This is a genomic window from Rhodococcus sp. PD04 (assembly GCF_035918275.1).
Classification (GTDB): domain Bacteria; phylum Actinomycetota; class Actinomycetes; order Mycobacteriales; family Mycobacteriaceae; genus Rhodococcus; species Rhodococcus rhodochrous.
Genome location: NZ_CP142143.1, coordinates 641,285 through 662,609, shown reverse-complemented (window position 1 = coordinate 662,609; position 21,325 = coordinate 641,285). Strand labels below are relative to the sequence as shown.

General features: G+C 68.1%; 25 protein-coding genes and 1 pseudogene. 20 read left to right on the top strand and 6 right to left on the bottom strand.

The genetic code is table 11. The features are described from left to right. Nucleotides 1-22 precede the first annotated feature (22 nt). From U9J23_RS03085 to U9J23_RS27725, 9 genes and pseudogenes are all read left to right on the top strand, one after another. The gene (locus U9J23_RS03085; protein ID WP_059382492.1) at nt 23-994 is read left to right on the top strand and encodes a Zn-ribbon domain-containing OB-fold protein; all 972 of its coding nucleotides are present in this window, start codon (nt 23-25) and stop codon (nt 992-994) included. Nucleotides 995-1,008: 14 nt separating this feature from the next. After that, on the top strand, nt 1,009-2,070 hold the full coding sequence (locus U9J23_RS03080) for a thiolase domain-containing protein (protein ID WP_016694661.1): 1,062 nt from the start codon (nt 1,009-1,011) through the stop codon (nt 2,068-2,070). Beyond that, nucleotides 2,070-3,245, top strand: a complete 1,176-nt coding sequence (locus U9J23_RS03075; RefSeq protein ID WP_059382494.1) for a thiolase domain-containing protein — start codon at nt 2,070-2,072, stop codon at nt 3,243-3,245. Before U9J23_RS03080 ends, U9J23_RS03075 begins: the two co-directional genes overlap by 1 nt. Before the next feature lie 9 nt (nt 3,246-3,254). Then, complete coding sequence (locus U9J23_RS03070; RefSeq protein ID WP_033096877.1) at nt 3,255-4,136, top strand: TIGR03619 family F420-dependent LLM class oxidoreductase; 882 nt, start codon at nt 3,255-3,257, stop codon at nt 4,134-4,136. Next, the gene (locus U9J23_RS03065; RefSeq protein ID WP_085469408.1) at nt 4,133-4,546 is read left to right on the top strand and encodes a nuclear transport factor 2 family protein; all 414 of its coding nucleotides are present in this window, start codon (nt 4,133-4,135) and stop codon (nt 4,544-4,546) included. The genes U9J23_RS03070 and U9J23_RS03065 overlap by 4 nt, the downstream gene beginning before the upstream one ends. A 10-nt stretch (nt 4,547-4,556) precedes the next feature. Continuing rightward, complete coding sequence (locus U9J23_RS03060) at nt 4,557-5,129, top strand: nucleotidyltransferase family protein (RefSeq protein ID WP_059382496.1); 573 nt, start codon at nt 4,557-4,559, stop codon at nt 5,127-5,129. A gap of 79 nt (nt 5,130-5,208) precedes the next feature. After that, a complete protein-coding gene (locus U9J23_RS03055) occupies nt 5,209-5,811 on the top strand; it encodes a TetR/AcrR family transcriptional regulator (RefSeq protein ID WP_326601317.1) in 603 nt (200 codons plus the stop codon). A gap of 135 nt (nt 5,812-5,946) precedes the next feature. Next, a pseudogene (locus tag U9J23_RS27730) lies at nt 5,947-6,270 on the top strand (YqeB family protein); the annotation flags it as partial. A gap of 48 nt (nt 6,271-6,318) precedes the next feature. Then, nucleotides 6,319-6,492 carry a CysS/YqeB C-terminal domain-containing protein gene (locus U9J23_RS27725; RefSeq protein WP_442802286.1) on the top strand — a complete coding sequence of 58 codons (174 nt, stop codon included), beginning with the start codon at nt 6,319-6,321 and terminating at the stop codon, nt 6,490-6,492. A 9-nt stretch (nt 6,493-6,501) separates the two neighbouring features. Here U9J23_RS27725 and U9J23_RS03045 read toward each other — a convergent pair whose 3' ends face one another. After that, nucleotides 6,502-6,855, bottom strand: coding sequence for a hypothetical protein (locus U9J23_RS03045; RefSeq protein WP_059382499.1), 354 nt, complete (start codon nt 6,853-6,855; stop codon nt 6,502-6,504). Between the two features lie 66 nt (nt 6,856-6,921). Here U9J23_RS03045 and U9J23_RS03040 point away from each other — a divergent pair, with 66 nt between their 5' ends. Next, complete coding sequence (locus tag U9J23_RS03040; protein ID WP_059382500.1) at nt 6,922-7,476, top strand: helix-turn-helix domain-containing protein; 555 nt, start codon at nt 6,922-6,924, stop codon at nt 7,474-7,476. Between the two features lie 64 nt (nt 7,477-7,540). On the opposite strand, the gene U9J23_RS03035 is transcribed toward U9J23_RS03040, so the two are convergent. Continuing rightward, on the bottom strand, nt 7,541-8,794 hold the full coding sequence (locus U9J23_RS03035; protein WP_059382501.1) for a cytochrome P450: 1,254 nt from the start codon (nt 8,792-8,794) through the stop codon (nt 7,541-7,543). 181 nt (nt 8,795-8,975) lie between these two features. Between U9J23_RS03035 and U9J23_RS03030 the strand changes: the two genes are divergently transcribed. The 3 genes from U9J23_RS03030 to U9J23_RS03020 all read left to right on the top strand — a co-directional run bounded on the left by U9J23_RS03030 (nt 8,976) and on the right by U9J23_RS03020 (nt 11,364). Then, nucleotides 8,976-10,139 carry a steroid 3-ketoacyl-CoA thiolase gene (locus tag U9J23_RS03030; protein WP_006551920.1) on the top strand — a complete coding sequence of 388 codons (1,164 nt, stop codon included), beginning with the start codon at nt 8,976-8,978 and terminating at the stop codon, nt 10,137-10,139. Nucleotide 10,140: 1 nt separating this feature from the next. Beyond that, complete coding sequence (locus tag U9J23_RS03025; RefSeq protein WP_059382503.1) at nt 10,141-10,614, top strand: nitroreductase family deazaflavin-dependent oxidoreductase; 474 nt, start codon at nt 10,141-10,143, stop codon at nt 10,612-10,614. Nucleotides 10,615-10,704: 90 nt separating this feature from the next. After that, nucleotides 10,705-11,364 (top strand): GNAT family N-acetyltransferase, encoded by a 660-nt coding sequence (locus U9J23_RS03020; RefSeq protein WP_326601308.1) that lies wholly within the window; start codon nt 10,705-10,707, stop codon nt 11,362-11,364. Nucleotides 11,365-11,419: 55 nt separating this feature from the next. Here U9J23_RS03020 and U9J23_RS03015 read toward each other — a convergent pair whose 3' ends face one another. Next, entirely contained in the window at nt 11,420-12,334 is a 915-nt protein-coding gene (locus tag U9J23_RS03015; RefSeq protein WP_145709477.1) for an SDR family oxidoreductase, read from the bottom strand. Continuing rightward, nucleotides 12,331-13,107: an SDR family oxidoreductase gene (locus U9J23_RS03010; RefSeq protein ID WP_085469414.1), complete on the bottom strand. Its 777-nt coding sequence runs from the start codon at nt 13,105-13,107 to the stop codon at nt 12,331-12,333. Before U9J23_RS03010 ends, U9J23_RS03015 begins: the two co-directional genes overlap by 4 nt. 195 nt (nt 13,108-13,302) lie before the next feature. Between U9J23_RS03010 and U9J23_RS03005 the strand changes: the two genes are divergently transcribed. From U9J23_RS03005 to U9J23_RS02980, 6 genes are read left to right on the top strand one after another with little or no spacing between them, the layout of a single operon-like run. Next, complete coding sequence (locus U9J23_RS03005; protein WP_085469415.1) at nt 13,303-13,857, top strand: FAS1-like dehydratase domain-containing protein; 555 nt, start codon at nt 13,303-13,305, stop codon at nt 13,855-13,857. Further along, nucleotides 13,854-14,261 (top strand): Zn-ribbon domain-containing OB-fold protein, encoded by a 408-nt coding sequence (locus U9J23_RS03000; RefSeq protein ID WP_085469416.1) that lies wholly within the window; start codon nt 13,854-13,856, stop codon nt 14,259-14,261. The genes U9J23_RS03005 and U9J23_RS03000 overlap by 4 nt, the downstream gene beginning before the upstream one ends. Beyond that, nucleotides 14,258-14,668, top strand: coding sequence for a MaoC/PaaZ C-terminal domain-containing protein (locus U9J23_RS02995; RefSeq protein ID WP_060653717.1), 411 nt, complete (start codon nt 14,258-14,260; stop codon nt 14,666-14,668). The genes U9J23_RS03000 and U9J23_RS02995 overlap by 4 nt, the downstream gene beginning before the upstream one ends. Beyond that, complete coding sequence (locus tag U9J23_RS02990; RefSeq protein WP_326601303.1) at nt 14,665-15,849, top strand: lipid-transfer protein; 1,185 nt, start codon at nt 14,665-14,667, stop codon at nt 15,847-15,849. Before U9J23_RS02995 ends, U9J23_RS02990 begins: the two co-directional genes overlap by 4 nt. A 39-nt stretch (nt 15,850-15,888) precedes the next feature. Next, nucleotides 15,889-17,139 carry an acyl-CoA dehydrogenase family protein gene (locus U9J23_RS02985; protein ID WP_272267018.1) on the top strand — a complete coding sequence of 417 codons (1,251 nt, stop codon included), beginning with the start codon at nt 15,889-15,891 and terminating at the stop codon, nt 17,137-17,139. A 1-nt stretch (nt 17,140) separates the two neighbouring features. Continuing rightward, nucleotides 17,141-18,271, top strand: a complete 1,131-nt coding sequence (locus tag U9J23_RS02980) for an acyl-CoA dehydrogenase family protein (protein WP_272267019.1) — start codon at nt 17,141-17,143, stop codon at nt 18,269-18,271. Nucleotides 18,272-18,340: 69 nt separating this feature from the next. Here the strand turns inward: U9J23_RS02980 and U9J23_RS02975 are convergent, their stop codons facing one another. Further along, nucleotides 18,341-18,946, bottom strand: coding sequence for a TetR family transcriptional regulator (locus U9J23_RS02975; protein WP_059382513.1), 606 nt, complete (start codon nt 18,944-18,946; stop codon nt 18,341-18,343). A gap of 247 nt (nt 18,947-19,193) precedes the next feature. Here U9J23_RS02975 and U9J23_RS02970 point away from each other — a divergent pair, with 247 nt between their 5' ends. Beyond that, nucleotides 19,194-19,709: a flavin reductase family protein gene (locus U9J23_RS02970; RefSeq protein ID WP_272267021.1), complete on the top strand. Its 516-nt coding sequence runs from the start codon at nt 19,194-19,196 to the stop codon at nt 19,707-19,709. Between the two features lie 50 nt (nt 19,710-19,759). Here the strand turns inward: U9J23_RS02970 and U9J23_RS02965 are convergent, their stop codons facing one another. Then, a complete protein-coding gene (locus U9J23_RS02965; protein WP_326601299.1) occupies nt 19,760-21,226 on the bottom strand; it encodes an FAD-dependent oxidoreductase in 1,467 nt (488 codons plus the stop codon). Nucleotides 21,227-21,325: the final 99 nt, after the last annotated feature.

Genomic DNA, 21,325 nt, shown 5'->3' with positions numbered 1-21,325 from the left:
AGAACCTGTTCTACTCGAAATTGTGAGCCTGGGAAAGAGCGCGGTTGCCGAGCCACCGCTGAGCGCACCGCTGAATCTGAAGTTCGACTACACACGATCCACCGGGCCGACCGTCGGAGCCTTCGTCACCGGACTGCGCGACGGCCGCATTCTCGGCGCGCGCGGATCCGACGGACGGGTCCTCGTCCCGCCCCCCGAATTCGACGCGGTCACTCATGAACCGCTCACCGATTTCGTCGAGGTCGGGCAGACCGGCACCGTGGTGAGCTGGACGTGGAACGCCGAGCCGTTGCCCGGACAGCCGTTCGACCGGCCGTTCGCGTGGGCGCTGATCCGTCTCGACGGTGCCGACACGACGCTGCTGCACGCGGTCGACGTCGCGTCCCCGGACGAGATCGGGACAGGCCTGCGTGTGCGCGTGCGCTGGGCCGCAGAGCGCACCGGCAAGATCCACGACATCGAGGCCTTCGAACCCGGCGAGGCGACCCTCACCGTGCAAGCGGCCGACGGCGAACCGGTCACCATGATCACCACCCCCGTCGACCTGCACTACCGGCACTCGGCCTCGCCCGAGGAGTCCTGGTACCTGCGCGGTCTCAAGGAGGGGAAGATCATCGGTGGTCGCACCGGCCCCGGCGGGAAGGTCTACGTGCCGCCGCGCGGCGCGAGCCCGACCGACGGTGTGCCCACCAAGGAACCGGTGGAGGTGCCCGACAAGGGCATCGTCACCACCTTCTGCATCGTCAACGTCCCGTTCATGGGCCAGCAGATCAAGCCGCCCTACGTCGCGGCCTACGTGCTGCTCGACGGCGCCGACATCCCGTTCCTGCACCTGATCCTCGAGTGCGACGCCTCCGAGGTGCGCATGGGCATGCGGGTCGAGGCCAAGTGGCGTCCGCGCGAGGAGTGGGACCACACGCTGCGCAACATCGAGTACTTCCGGCCCACCGGTGAACCCGACGCCGACTACGACACCTTCAAACACCACCTCTAGGAGCAGCGGACACCATGACAGACATCGCAGTCGTCGGCTTCGCGCATGCTCCGCACGTGCGCGAGACGTTCGGCACCACCAACGGCGTCGAGATGCTCGTCCCGTGCTTCCAGGAGCTGTACGACAAGCTCGGCATCACCAAGTCCGACATCGGATTCTGGTGCTCGGGTTCCTCCGATTACCTTGCCGGACGCGCGTTCTCGTTCATCTCGGCGATCGACGCGATCGGCGCGGTCCCGCCCATCAACGAATCGCACGTCGAGATGGACGCGGCCTGGGCGCTCTACGAAGCGTGGGTCAAGCTCATCACCGGTGAGGTCGACACCGCCCTCGTCTACGGCTTCGGCAAGTCCTCGGCCGGCACCCTGCGGCGCACCCTCTCCCTGCAGCTCGATCCGTACCTCGTGGCACCGCTCGGCGTCGACTCCGTCTCGCTCGCCGGTCTGCAGGCCCGCATGGGTCTCGACTCCGGCAAGTGGACCGACCGCGAGATGGCCGAGGTCGCGGTGCGCAGTCGCGCGGCCGCGAAGAACAACCCGAAGGCCCAGCTCTCGGGCGATCTCGACATCGAGGACCTGCTCTCGCAGCCGTACATCGCCGACCCGCTGCGCAAGCACGACTGCGCTCCGGTCACCGACGGTGCCGCTGCGATCGTCCTCGCGAGCGGCGACCGGGCCCGCGAGCTGTGCGAGAACCCCGCGTGGATCACCGGGATCGAACACCGCACCGACTCACCGAACTTCGGCTCGCTCGATCTCACGGTGTCGGCCTCCGCACGGGCCGCCGCGCAGGCGGTCACCGGTGGCGACACCTCCTTCGACGTCGCCGAACTGCACGCGCCGTTCACGCACCAGGAGCTCATCCTCCGCGAGGCGATCGGCCTGGACGATTCGACGACGATCAACCCGTCCGGCGGACCGCTGACGGGCAACCCGATGTTCTCCGGCGGTCTCGAGCGCATCGGTTACGCAGCGCAGGCGATCATGGACGGCACGGCCGGACGTGCACTCGCGCACGCGACGAGCGGCGCTGTGCTGCAACAGAATCTGGTAGCCGTTCTGGAGGGACGCAACTGATGGCGAAGCAACCCGCAGCTGTCCTCGGAACCGGGCAGACCCATTACGTCGCCAAGCGGCACGACGTGTCGATGTCCGGCCTCGTCCGCGAGGCGATCGACCGCGCCATGGCGGACGCCCAGGTGGGCTGGGACGACATCGACGCCGTCGTGATCGGCAAGGCCCCCGACCTGTTCGAAGGCGTCATGATGCCCGAACTGTCGATGGTCGACGCCATCGGCGCCACGGGCAAGCCGATGCTGCGCGTGCACACCGCCGGGTCCGTCGGGGGCTCGACGGCGAACGTCGCGGCAAGTCTCGTCCAGTCAGGTGTGCACCGCCGGGTGCTCGCCGTGGCCTGGGAGAAGCAGTCCGAGTCGAACGCGATGTGGGCGCTGTCCACGCCGGTCCCGTTCACGATGCCGGTCGGCGCCGGCGCGGGCGGTTACTTCGCGCCGCACGTCCGTTCGTACATCCGCCGCTCCGGCGCCCCCGAGCACATCGGGGCGATGGTCGCGGTCAAGGACCGTCTCAACGGCGCGAAGAATCCCTACGCGCATCTGAAGCAGCCCGACATCACGCTCGAGAAGGTGCAGGCCTCGCAGATGCTGTGGGATCCCATCCGGTACGACGAGACGTGCCCGTCGTCCGACGGTGCGTGCGCGGTCGTGCTCGGCGACGAGGACACCGCGAGGGCCGCCGAACAGGCGGGCCGCCGGGTGGCCTGGATCCATGCCACCGCGATGCGCACCGAACCGACCACCTATGCCGGTCGCGACCAGGTCAATCCGGAAGCCGGCCGGGTCGCCGCCGCGGCGCTGTGGAAGCAGGCCGGTATCACCGATCCGCTCACCGAGATCGACTGCGCCGAGATCTACGTGCCGTTCTCGTGGTTCGAGCCGATGTGGCTCGAGAATCTCGGCTTCACCCCCGAGGGTTCGGGCTGGAAGCTCACCGAGGCCGGCGAGACGGCCATCGGCGGCCAGCTGCCGATCAACATGTCCGGTGGCGTGCTGTGCTCCAACCCGATCGGCGCGTCGGGCATGATCCGCTTCGCCGAGGCCGCGATCCAGGTGATGGGCAAGGCGGGAGACCATCAGGTGGACGGTGCCCGCAAGGCGCTCGGACACGCCTACGGTGGTGGCTCGCAGTACTTCTCCATGTGGGTCGTGGGCTCCGACCGGCCGACGAACTAGGAGGCGGGCATGGTCTCGTTCACCGTCGGGGTCGCGATGACCCCGCTCGACCAGCTCACCGGCATCGCGCAGACCGCCGAGGAGTGCGGATACACCTCGATCGCCCTGCCCGACTCCCTGTTCTACATGGAGAAGCAGACGGTCGACTATCCGTACACTCCCGACGGTTCGCGGATGTGGACACCCGACACCCCGTGGGTCGATCCGCTCATCGCCGCGGCGTCCATGGCGGCCGCCACATCGACGATCCGGTTCTACACGCAGGTGCTCAAACTCGGTTCGCGCAATCCGGTGCTGCTGGCACGGCAGGTCGGTTCGGTCGCCAATCTCACCGGCAACCGGTTCGGCCTCGGTGTCGGGATCGGATGGGCGCCGGAAGAATTCGAGTGGTGCGGTGTTCCCTACGCCAAGCGCGGCAAGCGCGTGGACGAGATGATCGACGTACTCAAGCTGATCCTCGGCGGCGGTATGGTCGAGCATCACGGCGAGTTCTACGATTTCGACCGGCTCCAGATGAGCCCCGCACCCAGCGAGCCGGTGCCGTTCTACGTCGGTGGGCACACCGATGTGGCACTGCGTCGCGCGGCCCGGATCGGAGACGGGTGGACGTCGGCGATGATCGGGTTCGACGATCTCGTCGAGGTCATCACGCGCCTGCGCGAGTTGCGTGCCGAGTACGGCCGCGGCGACGAGCCGTTCGAGATCCAGGCCGTGTGCGTCGACCGGTTCGGCAGCTCCGGTTATGCCGAACTCGCCGACGCCGGGGTCACCGACATCATCGTGGTGCCGTGGATCTTCGACGGGCACGGATTCGACTCGCCGCTCGAGGCGAAGCAGGAATCGCTGCGGAAGTTCGCCGACAAGTACATCCACGGAAAGGACGCGGCATGAGCGAGGAACATCCGGCGCGCGTGGCGGCCCGTGCGTCGCAGGCGGCGGCGAGCGGGAAGCGCAAGGACGAGTGGCTCGCACTGTTCGCCGAGGATGCGTGCGTCGAGGATCCCGTCGGCCCGTCCGGTTTCGATCCCGAGGGCAAGGGACACCACGGCCACGAGGCGATCGCGAAGTTCTACGACATGACCATCGCGAACACCGACAAGCTCGAGTTCCTCGTCGACGACGTGCTGGTGTGCGGCAGTGAGTGCGTCAACATCGGCACGATCCGCACCACGATGGCGGGCAATCTCATCGACGCGGAGGGCGTGTTCGTCTACCGGGTCGACGACGACGGGAAGATCGTGTCGCTGCGTGCGTTCTGGGAAGTGGATCGCGCGATGAAGACCGTACGGCCCGTCTCGTAGCATCGGCGGTATGTCGACCGCCGGAATCGTTCTCGCAGCAGGGGACGGCTCGCGGTTGGGTGGGCGCGCGAAGGCGTTGCTCCCCCACCGTGGCCGTCCCCTGCTGCATACCGTCGTCGATGCGTTGCTCGGTGGTGGCTGCGACGAGGTCGTGGTGGTGGTCGGTGCGTTCGGCGACGAGGTCGCCACCGCTTGCCCGGCCGGTGCCACGGCGGTGCACAACCCCGACTGGTCCGACGGCATGTCGACCTCCCTGCGCCGCGGGGTCGACGCCGCGCGCACCCACGACCGGGTCGCACTCACCGTCGTCGACTTTCCCGGCATCACGGCCGATCTGGTGCGCCACGTCCTGGACGAGCACCGACCGGGCACGGTCACGCTCCCCGTCTTCGAGGAGCGTCCCGGCCACCCGGTGGTGTTCGACCTCGCCGACGCTCTCACGGCCGCCGACGAGGCCACCGGCGACGAAGGTGCGCGGTCGTTCCTCGCCCGCAACCGCGATCGGGTACGCCGGGTGGACTGCAGCGATCTCGCCGAGGCCGGCGACGTGGATACGCCCGAGGATCTGCGGCGCCTGCGCTGAGGCCGGCTCGCGACACCGAGCCCGCCCGACCTTCCCGGATTAATTGACTGACTACTCGATCAATTAATACACTGGGGCCATGGCACGCACCGTCGACCCCGAACTCCGAGCCCGCCGCCGCACCGCGATCATCGACTCCGCTGCAGCCCTCTTCGCCGAGCACGGCTTCGATGCCACACCGGTGACGGCGATCGCGAAGGCTGCAGGAGTCAGTTCCGGCACGGTCTTCCACTACTTCGGAGACAAGCGCGGAGTGTTCCGCGCGATCTTCGAGCAGGGCCTACCCGAGACCCGGGCCCTCGTGGAGCGTCATCGCGACGCCGAGGACCCCCTGGAAGCCCTTCTCGACATGGTCGCCGAACTCGTCGGGCAGGCCACCGATCCCGCAGCCGGAGGACTCGTGGTCGAGGTGATCCGCCAGGTCGGTCACGACCCCGTCCTCGCCGAGATCCTCGACGAGGACGACGGCATCGTGATCGAGGGGCTCACCCATCTCCTGCGCAGAGCGGGCGACCGGATCGACCCGTCCCTCGATCCGGGCGCCGCCGCGACCTGGATCAGCGCGATCAAGGATTCGGCGTTCCTGTACGCGGACAATCCCGCGGCCGTCGATCCGGTCGGGACGATCCGGACGATCGTGCAGCGCTATCTCACCGGACACACGAAAGGACCACGATCATGAGGATGCACGACGATGCCACTCGCGTAACCGTCTCCCCCGTCGTTCCGGGGGCGCTGGGGATCCTGTGCGCTCTCGCCGGTCTCGGACTCGGCTTCGTCGCGCCGGCCGTGTCGACGTGGGGCGGTCGACACCCTTCCGGCGGTTCCCGGCCCGCTCGAACTCCTGGCCGGACTCACCACGGCGTGGACGATCCCGCTCCTCACCGTCGTCGGCATCGGCGCAGGACTCTTCCTCGCCTCGACAGCGATCCACGAGTCCCTGGCACTGACCGTGGATTCCGAAGGAGTGCTGCTGACCCAGGACGAGCGCGATCTGTACGTGCCGCGCGCGAAGATCGGGTCGGTGTTCCGCGAAGGCCGCGATCTGGTCCTGCTCGACTCCGCGGAGCGAGAACTCGCGCGGCGCAAGGCCGACGACCTGAACGACCGTGCCGTCGCCGACGCATTCACGGCGCACGGTTATCCGTGGAGCGAGAAGAACACCCACGAAGAATCGTTCACCCGGTGGATCGAGGGACACCCCGGCCTGGACGAGCAGACCCACGCCCTGCTGCGAGAGCGGCGGGAAGCGTTGTCCGGCAAGGACACACATCTTGCCACCGCACTGCACGAACAACTACAGGAACTCGGCGTCGTCGTACGCGACCGGGGGCGTCACCAGGAGTACCGGCGCCTGGCGTAGATCCACCTCTCAGCAGTGGGCCGCAGTGCGCAGCTTCTGCGCCCACTGCTCTGCGTCGTCGGCACCCAACACGAGCGCGGTGCGCTTGTGCCCTTCCAGTTCGATGCGCAGCGCCGGCTGCCCGCGCCGGACCGAGACGAGGTCGTTGCGGCCGGGCCCGCGCCACGAGCCGATGCTGCGCACGCCCGGCAGACCGAGCCCCGGAGCACGGATGCCCCGCACCGCGGCGAGTCCGTCCTGATGCACTTCCACCTTCCGGATCGACGCGAGGGGCACGTCGACGTTGCCGAGGAGTCCCGCGATCTTCTCGAAGGTGGTGAGCCGCACTCGCAGGGTTCTGTTGTCGATACGCATTGTCGTCATGACAGCGATTATTCTCATTGTTGAGATCAATGTCAACTGTGAGAAGGTTGGGACGGAAGGGGGAGCATGACCACCGCAGAACTGCTGCTGCATCCGGTCCGGCTACGCATCGTCCAGGCACTGCTCGGCGATCGCACCGCGACCACCGCTCAGCTGCGCACACTGCTCGACGACGTCTCCACCGCGACGCTCTACCGCCAGATCTCGACCCTCGTCGACGCCGGGGTACTCGAGGTCGTCTCCGAACGTCGCGTGCGCGGCACCGTCGAGCGCACGTTCCGGCTCGTCACCGAACGCGCCCAGGTCACCGGCGCCCAGGCCGAGGAGATGAGCGCCGACGACCACCGGCGCGCCTTCCTCGTCTTCGCCGCGCAGTTGCTCGACGACTTCGACGCGTATCTCGACGACCCGAACCGGCGAGGCATGGCCGACGACGTCGTGGGCTATCGGCAGGTCGCGCTCGAGCTCACCGACGCGGAGGCCCTGGATCTCGTGGGTGAGATGGCACAGTTGTTCGCGCGCTATGCCGAACTCGGCCCGGGCCCCGGCAGGCGACGGCGGCTGATCAGCCGCGTCATCATGCCGGCCCGCGATCCGGGAGACCCCTCACCCGAGGAATGATCGGCACAGAAACAACGAGATCCCCGGACGCCTGACGGCGTCCGGGGATCTGCGCTGTGGTCGCTCAGTGCTGGACCGGGCATCCTCCCGAGGTCTTGTAGTCGACCTGGAATTCCTTGATGCCGTTGAGCCAGCCCGACCGCAGACGGTGCGGGTCGCCGATCTTGGTGATGTCGGGAATGTGGTCGGCGATCGCGTTGAAGATCAGGTCGATCTCCATGCGGGCGAGGTTCGCACCGAGGCAGTAGTGCGCCCCGGTGCCACCGAAGGCGAGGTGCGGGTTGGGATCCCGGAGAATGTCGAACTCGCGGGGGTTCTCGAACACCTCTTCGTCGTTGTTGGCCGAGGCGTACAGCATGACGACGCGCTCGCCCTTGCGGATCGTCTGTCCGCCGAGCTCGGTGTCCTCGAGCGCCGTGCGCTGGAACGAGGTGACCGGGGTGGCCCAGCGGATGATCTCGTCGGCGGCGGTCTTCGGCCGGTCGCGCTTGAAGATCTCCCACTGCTCGGGGTTGTCGAGGAAGGCCGCCATGCCGTGGGTGATGGCGTTGCGGGTGGTCTCGTTGCCAGCCACCGCGAGGACGATGAAGAAGAAGCCGAACTCCTCGGGAGCCAGCTCGTCGCCGTCGATGTCGGCCTCGATGAGGGTGGTGACGATGTCGTCGGCCGGGTTCTCCTTGCGGGCGGCGGCCATCTGGTAGGCGTAGCCCAGCACCTCCATGGAGGCGGCCGCCGGATCGGCGGTGTTGTCCGGGTCGTCGTAGCCCGTCATCTGGTTGGACCACTCGAAGATCTTCGCGCGGTCCTCCTGCGGGACGCCGATGAGATCGGCGATCGCCTGCAGCGGCAGTTCCGCGGCGATCTGCGTGACGAAGTCACCCCGACCGGCCTGGCAGGCCTCCTGGACGATCATCTTGGAGCGACGGTCGAGCTCGTCGCGCAGGCCGTTGATCGCACGGGGCGTGAAGCCTCGGGCGACGAGTTTGCGCAGCTTGGTGTGCTCGGGGGCGTCCTTGTTGAGCAGGACGTGGCGCTGCAGTTCGATGGCCTCGCGCGGAATGTCGTCGTTGAACCGCGGAATCGCAGTGTTCTCCCAGTTGGAGAACACGTCGCTCCGGCGGGAGACCTCACGGACCTCCTCGTGCCGGGAGACAACCCAGAAACCCTCGTCGTGGAAACCACCGACGTCGGGAGACTTCTTGTTCCACCACACCGGTGCCGTCTTGCGCAGTTCCGCGAACTCTTCGAACGGCATACGGTCTGCGTACAGATCGGGATCGGTGAAGTCGATGTCTTCGGGGATGTTCGGCTGCGCCACTGATATCTCTCCTGCCCTGGCGAGTACCGCTCGCGTGATTTGTAACACGTTCTAGAACCATTCAAACACAGGTGCGCCGTGCGACCAAGAGATCCGCACGTCCCGTGTGATAATCAAGTTCTGTTGCCTCTCGGAGAAACCTGTTCTATTTTGCGAAGAACGTAGGAGAAAGGAGCCCGAAGTGGGCACACCAGTCATCGTCGAGGCCGCACGGACCCCGATCGGCAAGCGGGGTGGATGGCTCGCGGGCCTGCACGCTGCCGAGATCCTGGGCGCCGTCCAGGCCGGACTCGTCGAACGCGCCGGCATCGACGCCGAGCTCGTCGAACAGGTCATCGGTGGCTGCGTCACCCAGGCGGGCGCCCAGTCCAACAACATCACCCGCACCGCGTGGCTCAACGCGGGCCTGCCCTGGCAGGTCGGCGCGACCACCATCGACGCCCAGTGCGGATCGGCGCAGCAGGCCAACCACCTCATCGCAGGCCTCATCGCCACCGGCGCCATCGACGTGGGCATCGCGTGCGGTATCGAGGCGATGACCCAGGTGCCCCTCGGCGCCAACGTCGGCGACCAGGCGGGCCCGCGCCGGCCGGAGTCCTGGAACATCGACATGCCCAATCAGTTCGAGGCCGCCGAACGCATCGCGCGGCGCCGCGGCATCACCCGCGAGGATGTCGACGCCCTCGGCGTGCGCTCGCAGCAGCTCGCGAAGCAGGCCTGGGACGAGGGCCGGTTCGACCGCGAGGTGCTGCCGGTCGTCGCACCCGTCGTCGACAAGGAGGGCAACCGCACCGGCGAGAAGGCGACCGTCACCCGCGACCAGGGTCTGCGCGAGACGTCGGCCGAGTCGCTGGCGAAGCTGAAGCCCGTGCTCGAGGGCGGCATCCACACCGCCGGCACCTCGTCGCAGATCTCCGACGGAGCCGCCGCCGTGCTGCTCATGGACTCCGACCGGGCGAAGGCACTCGGACTGAAGCCGCGGGCGCGGATCGTCGCGCAGGCACTCGTCGGCGCCGAACCCGAGTTCCACCTCGACGGCCCCGTCCAGGCCACCGCGAAGGTTCTCGAGAAGGCCGGCATGAGCATCGGCGATCTCGACCTGTTCGAGGTCAACGAGGCCTTTGCGTCGGTACTGCTGTCCTGGGCCCAGGTGCACGGACCGGACATGGACAAGGTCAACGTCAACGGCGGTGCCATCGCGCTCGGCCATCCCGTCGGTTCCACGGGCTCGCGCCTGATCACCACCGCGCTGCACGAACTCGAGCGGCGCGACGCGTCGACCGCTCTGATCTCGATGTGCGCCGGCGGCGCGCTGGCGACGGGCACCATCATCGAGCGCATCTGACATGGGCACCGAAACGGCACCGAAGGGCCTCGATTCGAAGGCCACGGTCTCGATCATCAAGTGGATGTCGCGGTTCAACGTCGCGGCGTACCGGGCGACCGGCGGTCGCATCGGCGGGAAGTGGCGTGTGGGAAGCGCCTTCCCCTGGGGCATCCCGGTGTGCCTGGTGACCACGATCGGGAGGAAGACCGGGCAGCCGCGGACGGCCCCGCTGTTGTTCCTCGAGGACGGCGACAAGGTGGTCCTGGTCGCCTCCCAGGGCGGACTGCCCAAGCACCCCTTGTGGTTCCGCAACATCCAGGCGAACCCGGAGGTCACGGTGCAGATCAAGTCGCGCATCCGGACCATGCGGGCGCGGGTCGCGAGCGACGAGGAACGAGCGGCCTACTGGCCGCGCCTGACGGCGATGTACCCGGACTTCGACAACTACCAGTCGTGGACCGACCGTGTGATTCCCGTCGTCGTGTGCGAGTGAGCATCCCGGTCGGCACGGCTCGCCGGGACGGTCCCGTGCGGGAATACTGAGTCTCGTACGTCCAGGTTCTCGACGAAGGGATGTCGCACGATGGCAACCACGAATCACGACAAGGTACTCGACCGGCGGGAGATCGCGGCCGCGCTGCTCCGAGCGCTCGAACAACGCCACGAGGTGCTCGACGTGATCGTCGAGAGCAGGGATCGGGGCGACGCGGTCGCGAAGCTCGCCTCTCTGCTCGACACCGACGAGTTCTGCGCGGAGGCCGTGCTGAACCTTCCCTTCCGCCGCCTGACCCAGGCGGAGCGGAAGAAGATCCGTGAAGAACTCGACGATCTCGATGCGGTGCTGCAGTGGACGACGGCAGCGCGTCCGTACGCGACCGGCGCGCATTTCCGGTTGCGGCCCATCTCGCACAGTGCGGCCGACACGGCGCTGTTCAAGGTCCGCTGCGCCGACCAGCTGGGCGCGGACAGCGACGAGCTGGTCGAGTCCGAGCGGCAGCGCGGCGCCGAGCTGATGGACGACGAGTCCGGGATGTGGCTTGTGGCCGAGGATCTTTCGGGCGACGAGCCGAAGGCAATCGGCTTCGCGTTCGGTGAGCTGACCGGCAACGAGGTCGACGTGCGGATCTGGGTGCATCCCGAGTTCCGCAAGCAGGGTTACGGCACCGCCACGCTCAAGCAGGCGCGCTCCGAACTCGCCGCCTACTTCCCCGGCTCCACCCTCATCATCCGCACGCCCGCCTAGATCGGCTGCCCGTGCGCGTTTCCGGTGGCGACCACCGGAAACGCGCACGAGGACATCACGCTCCGTAGACCGGCGTCGGCGGCTGCGACGCTGCGATCAGCTTCTCGACGACGGGACCGAGTTCCTTCGGATCCCAGCGGTCGCCCTTGTCGATCGTCTCACCGTGGCGCCATCCGTCGGCCAGCGACACCTTGCCACCTTCGGCCTCGAACACACGCCCGGTCACGTCCTTCGCTTCGGCACTGCCGAGCCATACGACCAGCGGCGAGACGTTCTCCGGCGCCATGGCGTCGAAACCCTCTTCGGGCGCGGCCATCATCTCGGCCATCGCGCCACCGGCACCGACGGTCATGCGGGTGCGCGCCGAGGGTGCGATCGCGTTGACGGTCACCCCGTAGCGGCCGAATTCGGCTGCGGCCTGGATCGTGAGCGTCGCGATGCCGGCCTTGGCGGCGGCGTAGTTGCCCTGACCGATGCTGCCCATCAGTCCGGCGCCCGAGCTGGTGTTGATGATGCGGGCGTCGACGGGGTTGCCGGCCTTGGACTCGGCGCGCCAGTAGGTCATGGCGTGACGCATCGGCGCGAAGTGCCCCTTGAGGTGCACGCGGATGACAGCGTCCCACTCCTCCTCGCTCATGTTGGCGAGCATGCGGTCGCGCAGGAAGCCGGCGTTGTTGACGAGCACGTCGAGGCGGCCGAAGTTGTCGAGGGCGGTCTTGACGAGATTCTCGGCGCCGGCCCAGTCGGCGACGTCGTCGCCGTTGACGACGGCTTCTCCCCCGGCCGCGCGGATCTCCTCGACGACCAGCTCGCCGGGCGACTCACCCGTGGCCGAACCGTCGCTGCCGACACCGATGTCGTTGACGACGACCTTCGCACCCTCCGCGGCGAAGGCGAGGGCATGGGCGCGACCCAGTCCTCGCCCGGCGCCGGTCACGATGACGACGCGCCCGTCCAGCAGTCCACTCACTTCGTCTCCTTCGTTTCGGCCGCTGCCATGTAGGCAGGGCGTTCACCGCCGCCGTGGACGGTCAATGTCGATCCGCTGACGTAGGCCGACAGCGGAGAGGCCAGGAATGCGGCGCAGTGACCGATATCTTCGGGCTGGGCCAGCCGCCCCAGCGGAACGGTCTCGCCGACTGCGGCGACGCCTGCCTTGTCGCCGTAGAACAGGTGCGACTGTTCGGTTTCGACCAGGCCGACCACCACCGAGTTCACCCGCACCTTCGGTGCCCACTCGACGGCGAGCGACTGTGCGAGACTGTCGACGCCCGCCTTGGCCGCACCGTAGGCCGCGGTTCCCGGCGAGGGGCGCGATCCGCTCACGCTCGAGATGTTGACGATCGAGCCGCCGGTGTCCTGCTTCTGCATCACCGCGTTGGCAGCCTGCGCGACCAGCAGCGGGGACAGCAGGTTCAGTTCCACGATCTTGGCGTGGAACTTCGGGCTGGCATCGGCCGCCAGTGCGTACGGCGACCCGCCGGCGTTGTTCACCACGGCGTCGAGCCGACCGTGACGCTCCACGATGGTCTCGATCAACGTGCCGACCTGATCGGCGTCGCGAACGTCGCACGTCAGGAACTCCGCGGTCCGCCCGTCCGCTTCGACAGGCTGTTCGGGTTCGTTGCGTGCGCATGTCACGACGGTCGCTCCGGCGCGCAGGAACACCCTGGTGATGCCCGCACCGACTCCTCGTATCCCCCCGGTGACGAGCACGACCGCGCCGTCGAGTCCCAGATCCATTCGCTGCCTCCACGTCGTTCACCCCGCGGGATGCGCGGGTCTCACGCCGACAACTTACCAAGCAATCGCTTGGTTCGGTACTGCTCCCCCTCGTCCTCCGTCGCTGCTCCTGCTCAGTGGGAATCACGGGAACTTGCTTCTCGGCCCCACTTAGCGTGACGACGAACGCGCGTGTCGAAGAGGAGTGACTGGGCCATGCAGACCGTCGAGCAGGATTACGAGAAATACGTCGGGCAGGTGGCCGAACCACCCCGCGTGGCCCGGTACGCCGTCAACGACGCCATGATCCGCAACTGGGTCGAGGCCCACGACGACTTCAATCCGATCTACGTCGACGTCGAGGCCGCCCGCGAGACCGGGCGCGACTCCGTCGTCTGCCCGCCCGCCATGATCTCCACCTGGATCATGGCCGGCTACCGCCGCTGGCGTGAGGTGCAGCGCAAGCGCACCGAGGGCGTCGTGGAGGACTTCGCGTACTCCCGGATGCTCGCCGACCTCGATCGCGAGGGTTTCACCTCCGTCGTCGCGACGAACGTCGAGCAGGACTACCACCGCGAACTCGTCCCGGGCGATCACATCACTGCCCACTACACGATCGAGTCCGTATCTCAGATCAAGCGAACGGGTCTCGGAGACGGCCGATTCTTCACGCTGTACAAGCGCTACGAGGACCAGAACGGCGAAGTCGTCGCCGAGGAACGCTTCCGGATGCTCCGGTTCAACCCGAACACCGACAAGGAGACGCGATGACCGCCGTCCCCCGGCTCACCATCACCCAGGACAACCAGTTCTGGTTCGACGCCGTCCGTGAGGGCCGACTCGAGATCCAACAGTGCAGCAACTGCGGCACTCTGCGCCATCCTCCCGGCCCGGCCTGCCCCGCGTGCCGCTCGTTCGAGTGGAAGACCGTCGAATCCTCGCGGCGCGGAACGCTTCACAGCTGGACGATCATCCACCACCCGCAGGATCCCGCCTTCGAGTACCCGCTCGCCGTCGGGCTGATCGACCTCGACGAAGGAATCCGCATCGTCGCCGACATCGCGGGTGTCGACCACGACACCCTCGAGATCGGCATGGAACTCGAGGTGGGATTCTCCGAGCACGCGCACGGTGAGATCCTGCCCCAGCTGCGCAAGCCCGGAGGAGACGCATGAACCTCGCCGAATGCACTGTCGGACAGGAACTTCCCGAACTCGTCCTGCCGATCGATCGCACGACCATCGTGGCCACCGCGATCGCGTCGCAGGATTTCGAGGACGTGCACCACGACCCGGACGCCGCACTCGGACGCGGCACACCGGACGTCTTCATGAGCATCAACGCCACCAACGGTTTCGTCGACCGGTACGTCACCGACTGGACCGGACCGTCGGCGCGGGTGCGCCGCGCGTCGCTGCGCCTGGGCGTGCCCTGCTTCCCCGGCGACCCCATGCACATGAACGGTGAGGTGACCGCCGTCGACGGCGCGACCGTCACCTTGAAGGTGCAGGGCCGCAACAGCAGAGGCGTCCACGTCACCGCGGAGGTCGTGGTGGAGCCGTACGAGAGGAAGAGCCGATGACCGTCAAGGGCTTCTCCGGAGCCGCCGCCATCGCCGGTATCGGAGCCACCGAGTTCTCCAAGAACTCCGGCCGCAGCGAATGGCAGCTCGCGTGCGAGTCGGTCCTCGCCGCTCTCGATGACGCGCAGATCGGCGTCGAAGAGGTCGACGGCTTCGCGCTGTTCACCATGGAGACCAACCCCGAGATCGCCGTCGCCCGCGCGCTCGGCATCCCGGAACTGAAGTTCTTCAGCCGGATCCCGCACGGCGGTGGCGGCGCCTGCGCACCCGTGCAGCAGGCCGCACTGGCCGTCTCGAGCGGTGTCGCCGACGTCGTGGTCGTCTACCGCGCCTTCAACGAGCGCTCGGGCCACCGTTTCGGCGCCGGGCCGCCGCCCTTCGCGTACAACTCGAACACCGACCAGGAATACCGGAACTGGATCAACCCGTACGGCCTGCTCACTCCCGCTCAGCAGGAGGCCTTCCTGGCGCGCACCTACATGCACAAGTACGGGGCGACCAGCGCGGACTTCGGGCAGATCTCGGTGCTCTCGCGCAAGCACGCAGCGAACAACCCCAAGGCCTGGTTCTACGAGCGGCCCATCACCCTCGACGACCACCAGAACTCGCGGATGCTCGCCGACCCCCTCCGCCTGCTCGACTGCTGCCAGGAGAGCGACGGCGGCCAGGCACTGGTCATCGTGAGTACCGAACGGGCACGCGACCTTCCGCATCCCCCGGCCGTCATCACCGCCGCCGCCCAGGGCGTCGGACCGCAGCAGATCTCGATGAGCAGCTACTACCGCGACGACATCGACGTGATGCCCGAGGTTGAACTGGTCGCCCGGCAGATGTGGGGTCAGGCCGGTTTCGGCCCCGAGGGCATCGACGCCGCGATCCTGTACGACGCGTTCACCCCCATGGTCCTGCTCCAGCTCGAGGAGTACGGCTTCTGCGGTCGCGGTGAGGCGAAGGACTTCATCGCCGACGGCAACCTCGAGGTGGACGGGCGACTGCCGATCAACACCCACGGCGGTCAGCTCGGCGAAGGCTACATCCACGGCGTCAACGGCATCGCCGAAGGCGTCCGGCTCATCCGCGGCACCTCCGTGAACCAGCCGGCGAAGACACTCGACAACGTGCTCGTCACGGGCGGATCGCCGGTGCCGCACAGCGCGATCGTCCTCTCGGCCGACCGTTAGGCCCGCAACCCGGGCCCCGACCACCTCTCAGGAGACCACATGCATCCCGAGCTGTCCGACACGTCACGGCGGCTGCGCACCGAACTGCGGGAGTACTTCGCCCGCATCATCGACGACGACGATCGACGCGCCCTGGTCGATCAGACCGAGGGTGGACCGGTCTTCGACAAGATCTACCGGCAGATGGGCGCCGACGGCTGGCTCGGCCTGGGGTGGCCCGAGGAGTACGGCGGACGCGGGGAGGATCCCGAGGCGCTCTACGTCTTCTACGACGAGACGATCCGCGCCGGCGCGCCGGTCTCGCTGGTCACACTCAACACCGTCGCCCCGGCACTGATGAAGTACGGCACGCAGGAACAGAAGGACTTCTTCCTGCCCAAGATCCTCACCGGTGAACTGAAGTTCGCGATCGGATACACCGAGCCGGGCGCCGGCACCGACCTCGCCGCACTTCAGACCAGGGCGCGTGTCGAGGGCGACGAACTGGTCATCGACGGCAACAAGCTGTTCACGAGTTCGGCCATCTTCGCCGACTGGATCTGGCTCGCCGTGCGCACCGATCCGGACGCGTCCCGCCACAAGGGGATCTCGGTCGTGCTCGTGCCGACCTCGTCGCCGGGCTTCTCCGCCACCGAGATCCGGACCGTCGGTGGAATCAGCACGGCGGTCACGTACTACGAGAACATTCGTGTTCCGCTGAGCAACGTCGTCGGCGAGCTCAACGGTGGCTGGACCCTCATCACGAGCCAGCTCAACCACGAGCGTGTCGCGCTGGCCGCCCGCGGTGGCATCGCCAACGAGATGTACGACGAGGTCCTCGCCTGGGCGAAGCAGGAGCCCTTCGGCCCCGGTGTGCTGTTCGACGTCCCGTGGGTGCGCGCGACGCTCGCCGAGGTCTACGCGCTGCTGTCGGCGACCGACCTCGTCAACCTGCGCCTGGTGTCGGACATTGCGGCGAACACGCTCGACGGCGGCGATTCGGCCGCCGCGAAGGTCTTCGGCACCGAGGGCGTGGTCGCGGCCTACGGCATGTTGCAGGAGGTGCTCGGTGCTCGCGGCCTGCTGCGTCCCGGCAGCCACGGCGCGGTGATCGAGGGCCGGGTCGAGGCTCTCGCCCGGCGCGCCCAGAACAACACCTTCGGCGGTGGCAGCAACGAGGTGATGCGCGAGATCGTCGCCGCCCGGACCCTCGGGATGACACTCGGCGCCCGTAGGCGCCCCGGTGTCGCAGACGCCCCTACGAGCCCCGACGCTGCCGCAACGAAGACACCCGCCGAGACGAGGAGCTGACATGGAATTCGAACTCGACGACGATCTGATCGCGGTCGAAGACCTCGCCTCGCAGGTCTTCGGCTCTCTCGCCGCAGTCGAACGGGTCGTGGAGGTGGAGCGCACCGAGGGCGGTTTCGACGCCACCCTGTGGAAGGCCCTCGCCGACTCCGGGCTGCTCGGACTCGCCCTGCCCGAATCCGCCGGTGGCGCCGGCATGGGGATGCTGGGGCTGACGACGATCCTGCAGCAGCAAGGCCGTCGCGTCGCCCCCGTCCCCGTGTGGTCGGCCGTCGCCGGCGCCGCTCTCCCGCTCGCCCACTTCGGTTCGAGCACCCAGACCGCCCGGTTCCTGCCGGGGCTCCTCGACGGTTCCGTCGTCCTGACCGGCGCGTTCGACGACACCCCCGGGGCGAGCCCCACCGTCACCGCCATCCGCAAGGGCGACGACCTCGTCATCAGCGGGGAGATTCCGTCCGTGCCGTGGGCGCCCGCCATCGCGGGAGTGGTCGTCCCCGTCCGGTGCGACGACGACTCGGTCGCCGTCGTCATCGCCCCCGTGGATGCGACCGGCGTCGAGGCCACCCCGGTGGAGGTGACCGGTCGCGGCGCCGAAGCGGCCGTGCGGTTCACCGACGCGCACATCGGAGCCGAGGACGTCCTGCCCGGCGACGGGGAGCAGATCGCGGCCTGGACCCGGCGTCGTATCCGCGTCGCCCTGGCCGCCGTGGCGCTCGGCGTGTGCGAAGAGACGCTGCGGGCGACGGCGAAGTACACCTCCGAGCGCGTGCAGTTCGGCCGGCCGCTGTCGACCAACCAGGCGGTCGCGTTGCGCGCAGCCGACGCCTACCTCGACACCGAGGCGATCCGCCTCACGATGCGCAGGGCCGCATGGCTGCTCGACGTCGGACGCGAGGACGAAGCCGAGTCCGCCGCGCTGGTCGCGAAGTGGTGGGCGTCGCGCGGGAGTGTGCGGGTCGGTCTGACCGGCCAGCACCTGCACGGCGGTATCGGCGCCGACATCGACTACCCCATCCACCGCTACTTCCTGTGGGGACGGCAGCTGGCGTTCACCTTCGGCGGCGCCGACGCGACGGCGGCCGCCCTCGGGGACGTCCTGGACACCGCACCCCCGATCGGTGCGGCCGGATAGCCTTCTCGCACCGACGACGTGAGTCCTTCTCCGCAGACCGCGCAGGGGGACTCGCGTCGTTTCGGGTCCCTACTCGGACAGGTGCGCGAGCAGCAGGTCGCAGCTGCTCCGCACATCGGCCTCGGTCTCTTCGAGGGTCGCGCCGCCGTTGAGATAGGTCACCAACAGTCCGGACCACAACATCGACAACAGCCGCACGGCGTTGCGATCCTCCTCGGTCGGCTCGTCGAGGCCTGCCTTCTCGAACAGGATCCGGTGGAACGTCCGCCTCACCTCGACGGAGTCCGGCACCACCGATGCCGGGGCGGTGCTGTTGGACAGCAACATCGCGGAGGCCAGGCGCGGACGGTCGACGAACCGGCGGGTCATCTCGACGAGTGTCTCGGTGATCGCCTCGCGCGCGCTCGTTCCCGGCTTCCTCTCGGGCAGCCGGTCGGCGCCGAGTTCGAGCCGGTGGAGCAGCAACGCCACGAACAGGTGCGTCTTCGACGGAAAGTATCGGTACAGGGTGCCGATCGCGACCCCGGCGTTCTTCGCCACCTCGGTCATCTGCACACGGGCCAGTTCGTGCTCGGACCCCAGCTGCGCTGCGGCCTCGAGGATCCGCACGTGTCGTCGCCGTTGTTCGACCGAGGTCGGCTCGGCTCCGTCCCGTGCCTTACCGATTCTGGGCACCGGTTCCCCTTTCCGCGATGACGACCCGTCGATTCTGCACCGAACCGCCCGGCAGATTGTCGCATCGCAGCTCACCCACGGTCCCGAACGGTGGGAGCACGGGCACCGGACGTCGTGCGGGGACGGCATCGGATCCGAGCGTCCACTGAGCGAGAAGCCGGCCCGTCCCGACCTTCGCCGGTCATAACGTCGGAGTCGGAGAAGGACGGTCGGACTCGACCTCCACGATCGAATCGGAGTGAGCCACATGCAGACCCGGATACCGACCCGCGACATCGGTTACGACATCGAGCTGCCCGGCGCCGACGAGATGCGACGCGCCATGGGACGGTTCGCGAGCGGCGTCACCGTCGTGACCGGTCTCGACGAGGACGGACCCACAGGCTTCGCGTGCCAGTCGTTCGCGTCGGTCTCGCTCGAGCCGCCCCTCGTGTTGTTCTGCGCGGATCACCGCGGTCGCGCGTGGCCGCGGATCCGCCGCGCCGGCCGGTTCACCGTCAACGTGCTCGGTGCCGGCCAGAGCGATCTGTGCGCGCGTTTCGGATCGAGCCGCGGTTCGAAGTTCGACGGTCTCGACTGGGAACTGTCCCGCTGGGGCACTCCGTCGCTGCCGGATGTCCTGCTGCGGGTGCACGCCTCGGTGGAGGACGTGCACGTCGCGGGTGATCACGATGTCGTCATCGGCCGGGTCGCGGAACTCGAGTGCCTCGCCGACGACGGTCCGATGGTGTTCTACCGCGGCGGGTTCGATCTCGGCCGCTGACGGGGAAGGTGTGTGTGCGGTGGACGGGCACCGCACGCACACCCCGTCGTCTACGAGGCAGCGGCGCGGATGCCGGCCCGCCGCCCGAAGAAGCTCCCGTCACCGAGGGAGATGCCGCTGCAATACCCCCACGCCGACAGGCCCGACGTGCAGCGACCCGCGGCGTACAGACCGGGGATCGGCTCCCCGTCGACATGCAGGACCTCCGAATCGATCGAGGTCTGCAGTCCGCCCAGGGTGAAACCGCCGGTCATGCTCCGCAGGTCGATCGCCGCGATCGGGGACCCGATCGGCCGCACCCACTCGGGCTTCTTCCCGAGGACCGGATCCGTCCCCTGCTCGGCATGTTTGTTGTACAGCTCCACCGTCGCGGTCAGGGCGCCCTCGGGCAGTCCCATCTCGGATTCGAGTTCGGCGACCGTCTCACACACCCAGGTGGGCCGGTGACGCAACTGCGGACTCGAACTCGGCGCCGCCATCCCCTTCTCGTAGGCCTGCTCGTCGAGGACGAGGAACGCCTGGTTGTCGTTCTGGTACATGGTGAGCTGACCGACGCGGCCCGGATAGGTGTCCTCGGCGACGTAACGCTGACCGCGACCGTTGACGAGGATGCCGCGTGCGATCAGCTGGGGGTCGCAGAAGAAGGCGACCTCGCACGCGTCCATGTGTGCCAGACGCGCACCCAGCGCCTGTGCCATGAGGATGCCGCGACCGTCGTGCTCCTCGACCGTGGCGGCGGGACGCTGGTACAGCCGAGGCGCGTAGGCCTGCATCATCTCGTCGTTGTAGGCGAACGATCCGGTGGCCAGGACCACGCCGCGACGCGCCCTCACCGCGAGGGTGTCGCCGAAACGCTGGGCGACGATCCCGACGACCCTTCCGGTGTCGTCGACGACGAGACGCTGGACGCGGACGTCGGATTCGACGCGCACGCCGAGGTGGGCGGCCTTGGCGATGAGGGTGGTCATGAGCACGTGGCCGGCGCCCTGATCGCCGGTGCGCGGCATCGGCACCCGGGCGAGGTGACCGCGCGGCGCGGGGTCGACGAGCGAGGAGAAGGGGGCAGCGTTCTCGCCGCCGCTGTACATCAGCGAGTCGTCCTCCGGGCACTCCCAGCCGGGCTGCGACCAGAACCCTTCCTTGTAGGGCACCCCGCACGATTCGAGCCAATCGAAGTGGTCGACGCTGCCCTCGCAGTAGACGTCGAGCTTGGCCTCGTCGACGCCCGGACCGAGAGCCGCGGCGAGGAAGGTCTTCATGTTCTCGGGGGTGTCGTCGAATCCGCAGGCCTTCTGCAGTCGCGTGCCACCGCCGAGGTAGACGATGCCGCCCGACAACGCCGCCGCTCCCCCACCGCCCCCGGTACGTTCGAGCACCAGCACGTCCGCGCCGCTCTCGGCGGCACCGATGGCGGCGGAGACACCGGCGATGCCGAAACCTGCTATGACGACGTCGGATTCGAGATCCCACGTCTCGATGTCGTGGACGGAGATCGGGCGGACCGGTGAGGCGCTCATGGAGGCATTCCTTCCGAACGGGAACGGTGACGGTGCGTTCCCGCGGACGCTATGCGCCACCGCGGCACGGCGATACGATTCGTCCCGATGACCGGAACA

What these genes read in the sequence shown, in the direction of transcription:
- U9J23_RS02980 (WP_272267019.1), top strand. Translation starts at nt 17,141, where the DNA reads ATGGAATTCGAACTCGACGACGATCTGATCGCGGTCGAAGACCTCGCC.
- U9J23_RS03020 (WP_326601308.1), top strand. Translation starts at nt 10,705, where the DNA reads ATGGCAACCACGAATCACGACAAGGTACTCGACCGGCGGGAGATCGCG.
- U9J23_RS02970 (WP_272267021.1), top strand. Translation starts at nt 19,194, where the DNA reads ATGCAGACCCGGATACCGACCCGCGACATCGGTTACGACATCGAGCTG.
- U9J23_RS02985 (WP_272267018.1), top strand. Translation starts at nt 15,889, where the DNA reads ATGCATCCCGAGCTGTCCGACACGTCACGGCGGCTGCGCACCGAACTG.
- U9J23_RS03055 (WP_326601317.1), top strand. Translation starts at nt 5,209, where the DNA reads ATGGCACGCACCGTCGACCCCGAACTCCGAGCCCGCCGCCGCACCGCG.
- U9J23_RS03005 (WP_085469415.1), top strand. Translation starts at nt 13,303, where the DNA reads ATGCAGACCGTCGAGCAGGATTACGAGAAATACGTCGGGCAGGTGGCC.
- U9J23_RS03000 (WP_085469416.1), top strand. Translation starts at nt 13,854, where the DNA reads ATGACCGCCGTCCCCCGGCTCACCATCACCCAGGACAACCAGTTCTGG.
- U9J23_RS02965 (WP_326601299.1), bottom strand. Translation starts at nt 21,226, where the DNA reads ATGAGCGCCTCACCGGTCCGCCCGATCTCCGTCCACGACATCGAGACG.
- U9J23_RS03070 (WP_033096877.1), top strand. Translation starts at nt 3,255, where the DNA reads ATGGTCTCGTTCACCGTCGGGGTCGCGATGACCCCGCTCGACCAGCTC.
- U9J23_RS03080 (WP_016694661.1), top strand. Translation starts at nt 1,009, where the DNA reads ATGACAGACATCGCAGTCGTCGGCTTCGCGCATGCTCCGCACGTGCGC.
- U9J23_RS02990 (WP_326601303.1), top strand. Translation starts at nt 14,665, where the DNA reads ATGACCGTCAAGGGCTTCTCCGGAGCCGCCGCCATCGCCGGTATCGGA.
- U9J23_RS03040 (WP_059382500.1), top strand. Translation starts at nt 6,922, where the DNA reads ATGACCACCGCAGAACTGCTGCTGCATCCGGTCCGGCTACGCATCGTC.
- U9J23_RS03010 (WP_085469414.1), bottom strand. Translation starts at nt 13,107, where the DNA reads ATGGATCTGGGACTCGACGGCGCGGTCGTGCTCGTCACCGGGGGGATA.
- U9J23_RS03060 (WP_059382496.1), top strand. Translation starts at nt 4,557, where the DNA reads ATGTCGACCGCCGGAATCGTTCTCGCAGCAGGGGACGGCTCGCGGTTG.
- U9J23_RS03065 (WP_085469408.1), top strand. Translation starts at nt 4,133, where the DNA reads ATGAGCGAGGAACATCCGGCGCGCGTGGCGGCCCGTGCGTCGCAGGCG.
- U9J23_RS03025 (WP_059382503.1), top strand. Translation starts at nt 10,141, where the DNA reads ATGGGCACCGAAACGGCACCGAAGGGCCTCGATTCGAAGGCCACGGTC.
- U9J23_RS02995 (WP_060653717.1), top strand. Translation starts at nt 14,258, where the DNA reads ATGAACCTCGCCGAATGCACTGTCGGACAGGAACTTCCCGAACTCGTC.
- U9J23_RS03075 (WP_059382494.1), top strand. Translation starts at nt 2,070, where the DNA reads ATGGCGAAGCAACCCGCAGCTGTCCTCGGAACCGGGCAGACCCATTAC.
- U9J23_RS03045 (WP_059382499.1), bottom strand. Translation starts at nt 6,855, where the DNA reads ATGACGACAATGCGTATCGACAACAGAACCCTGCGAGTGCGGCTCACC.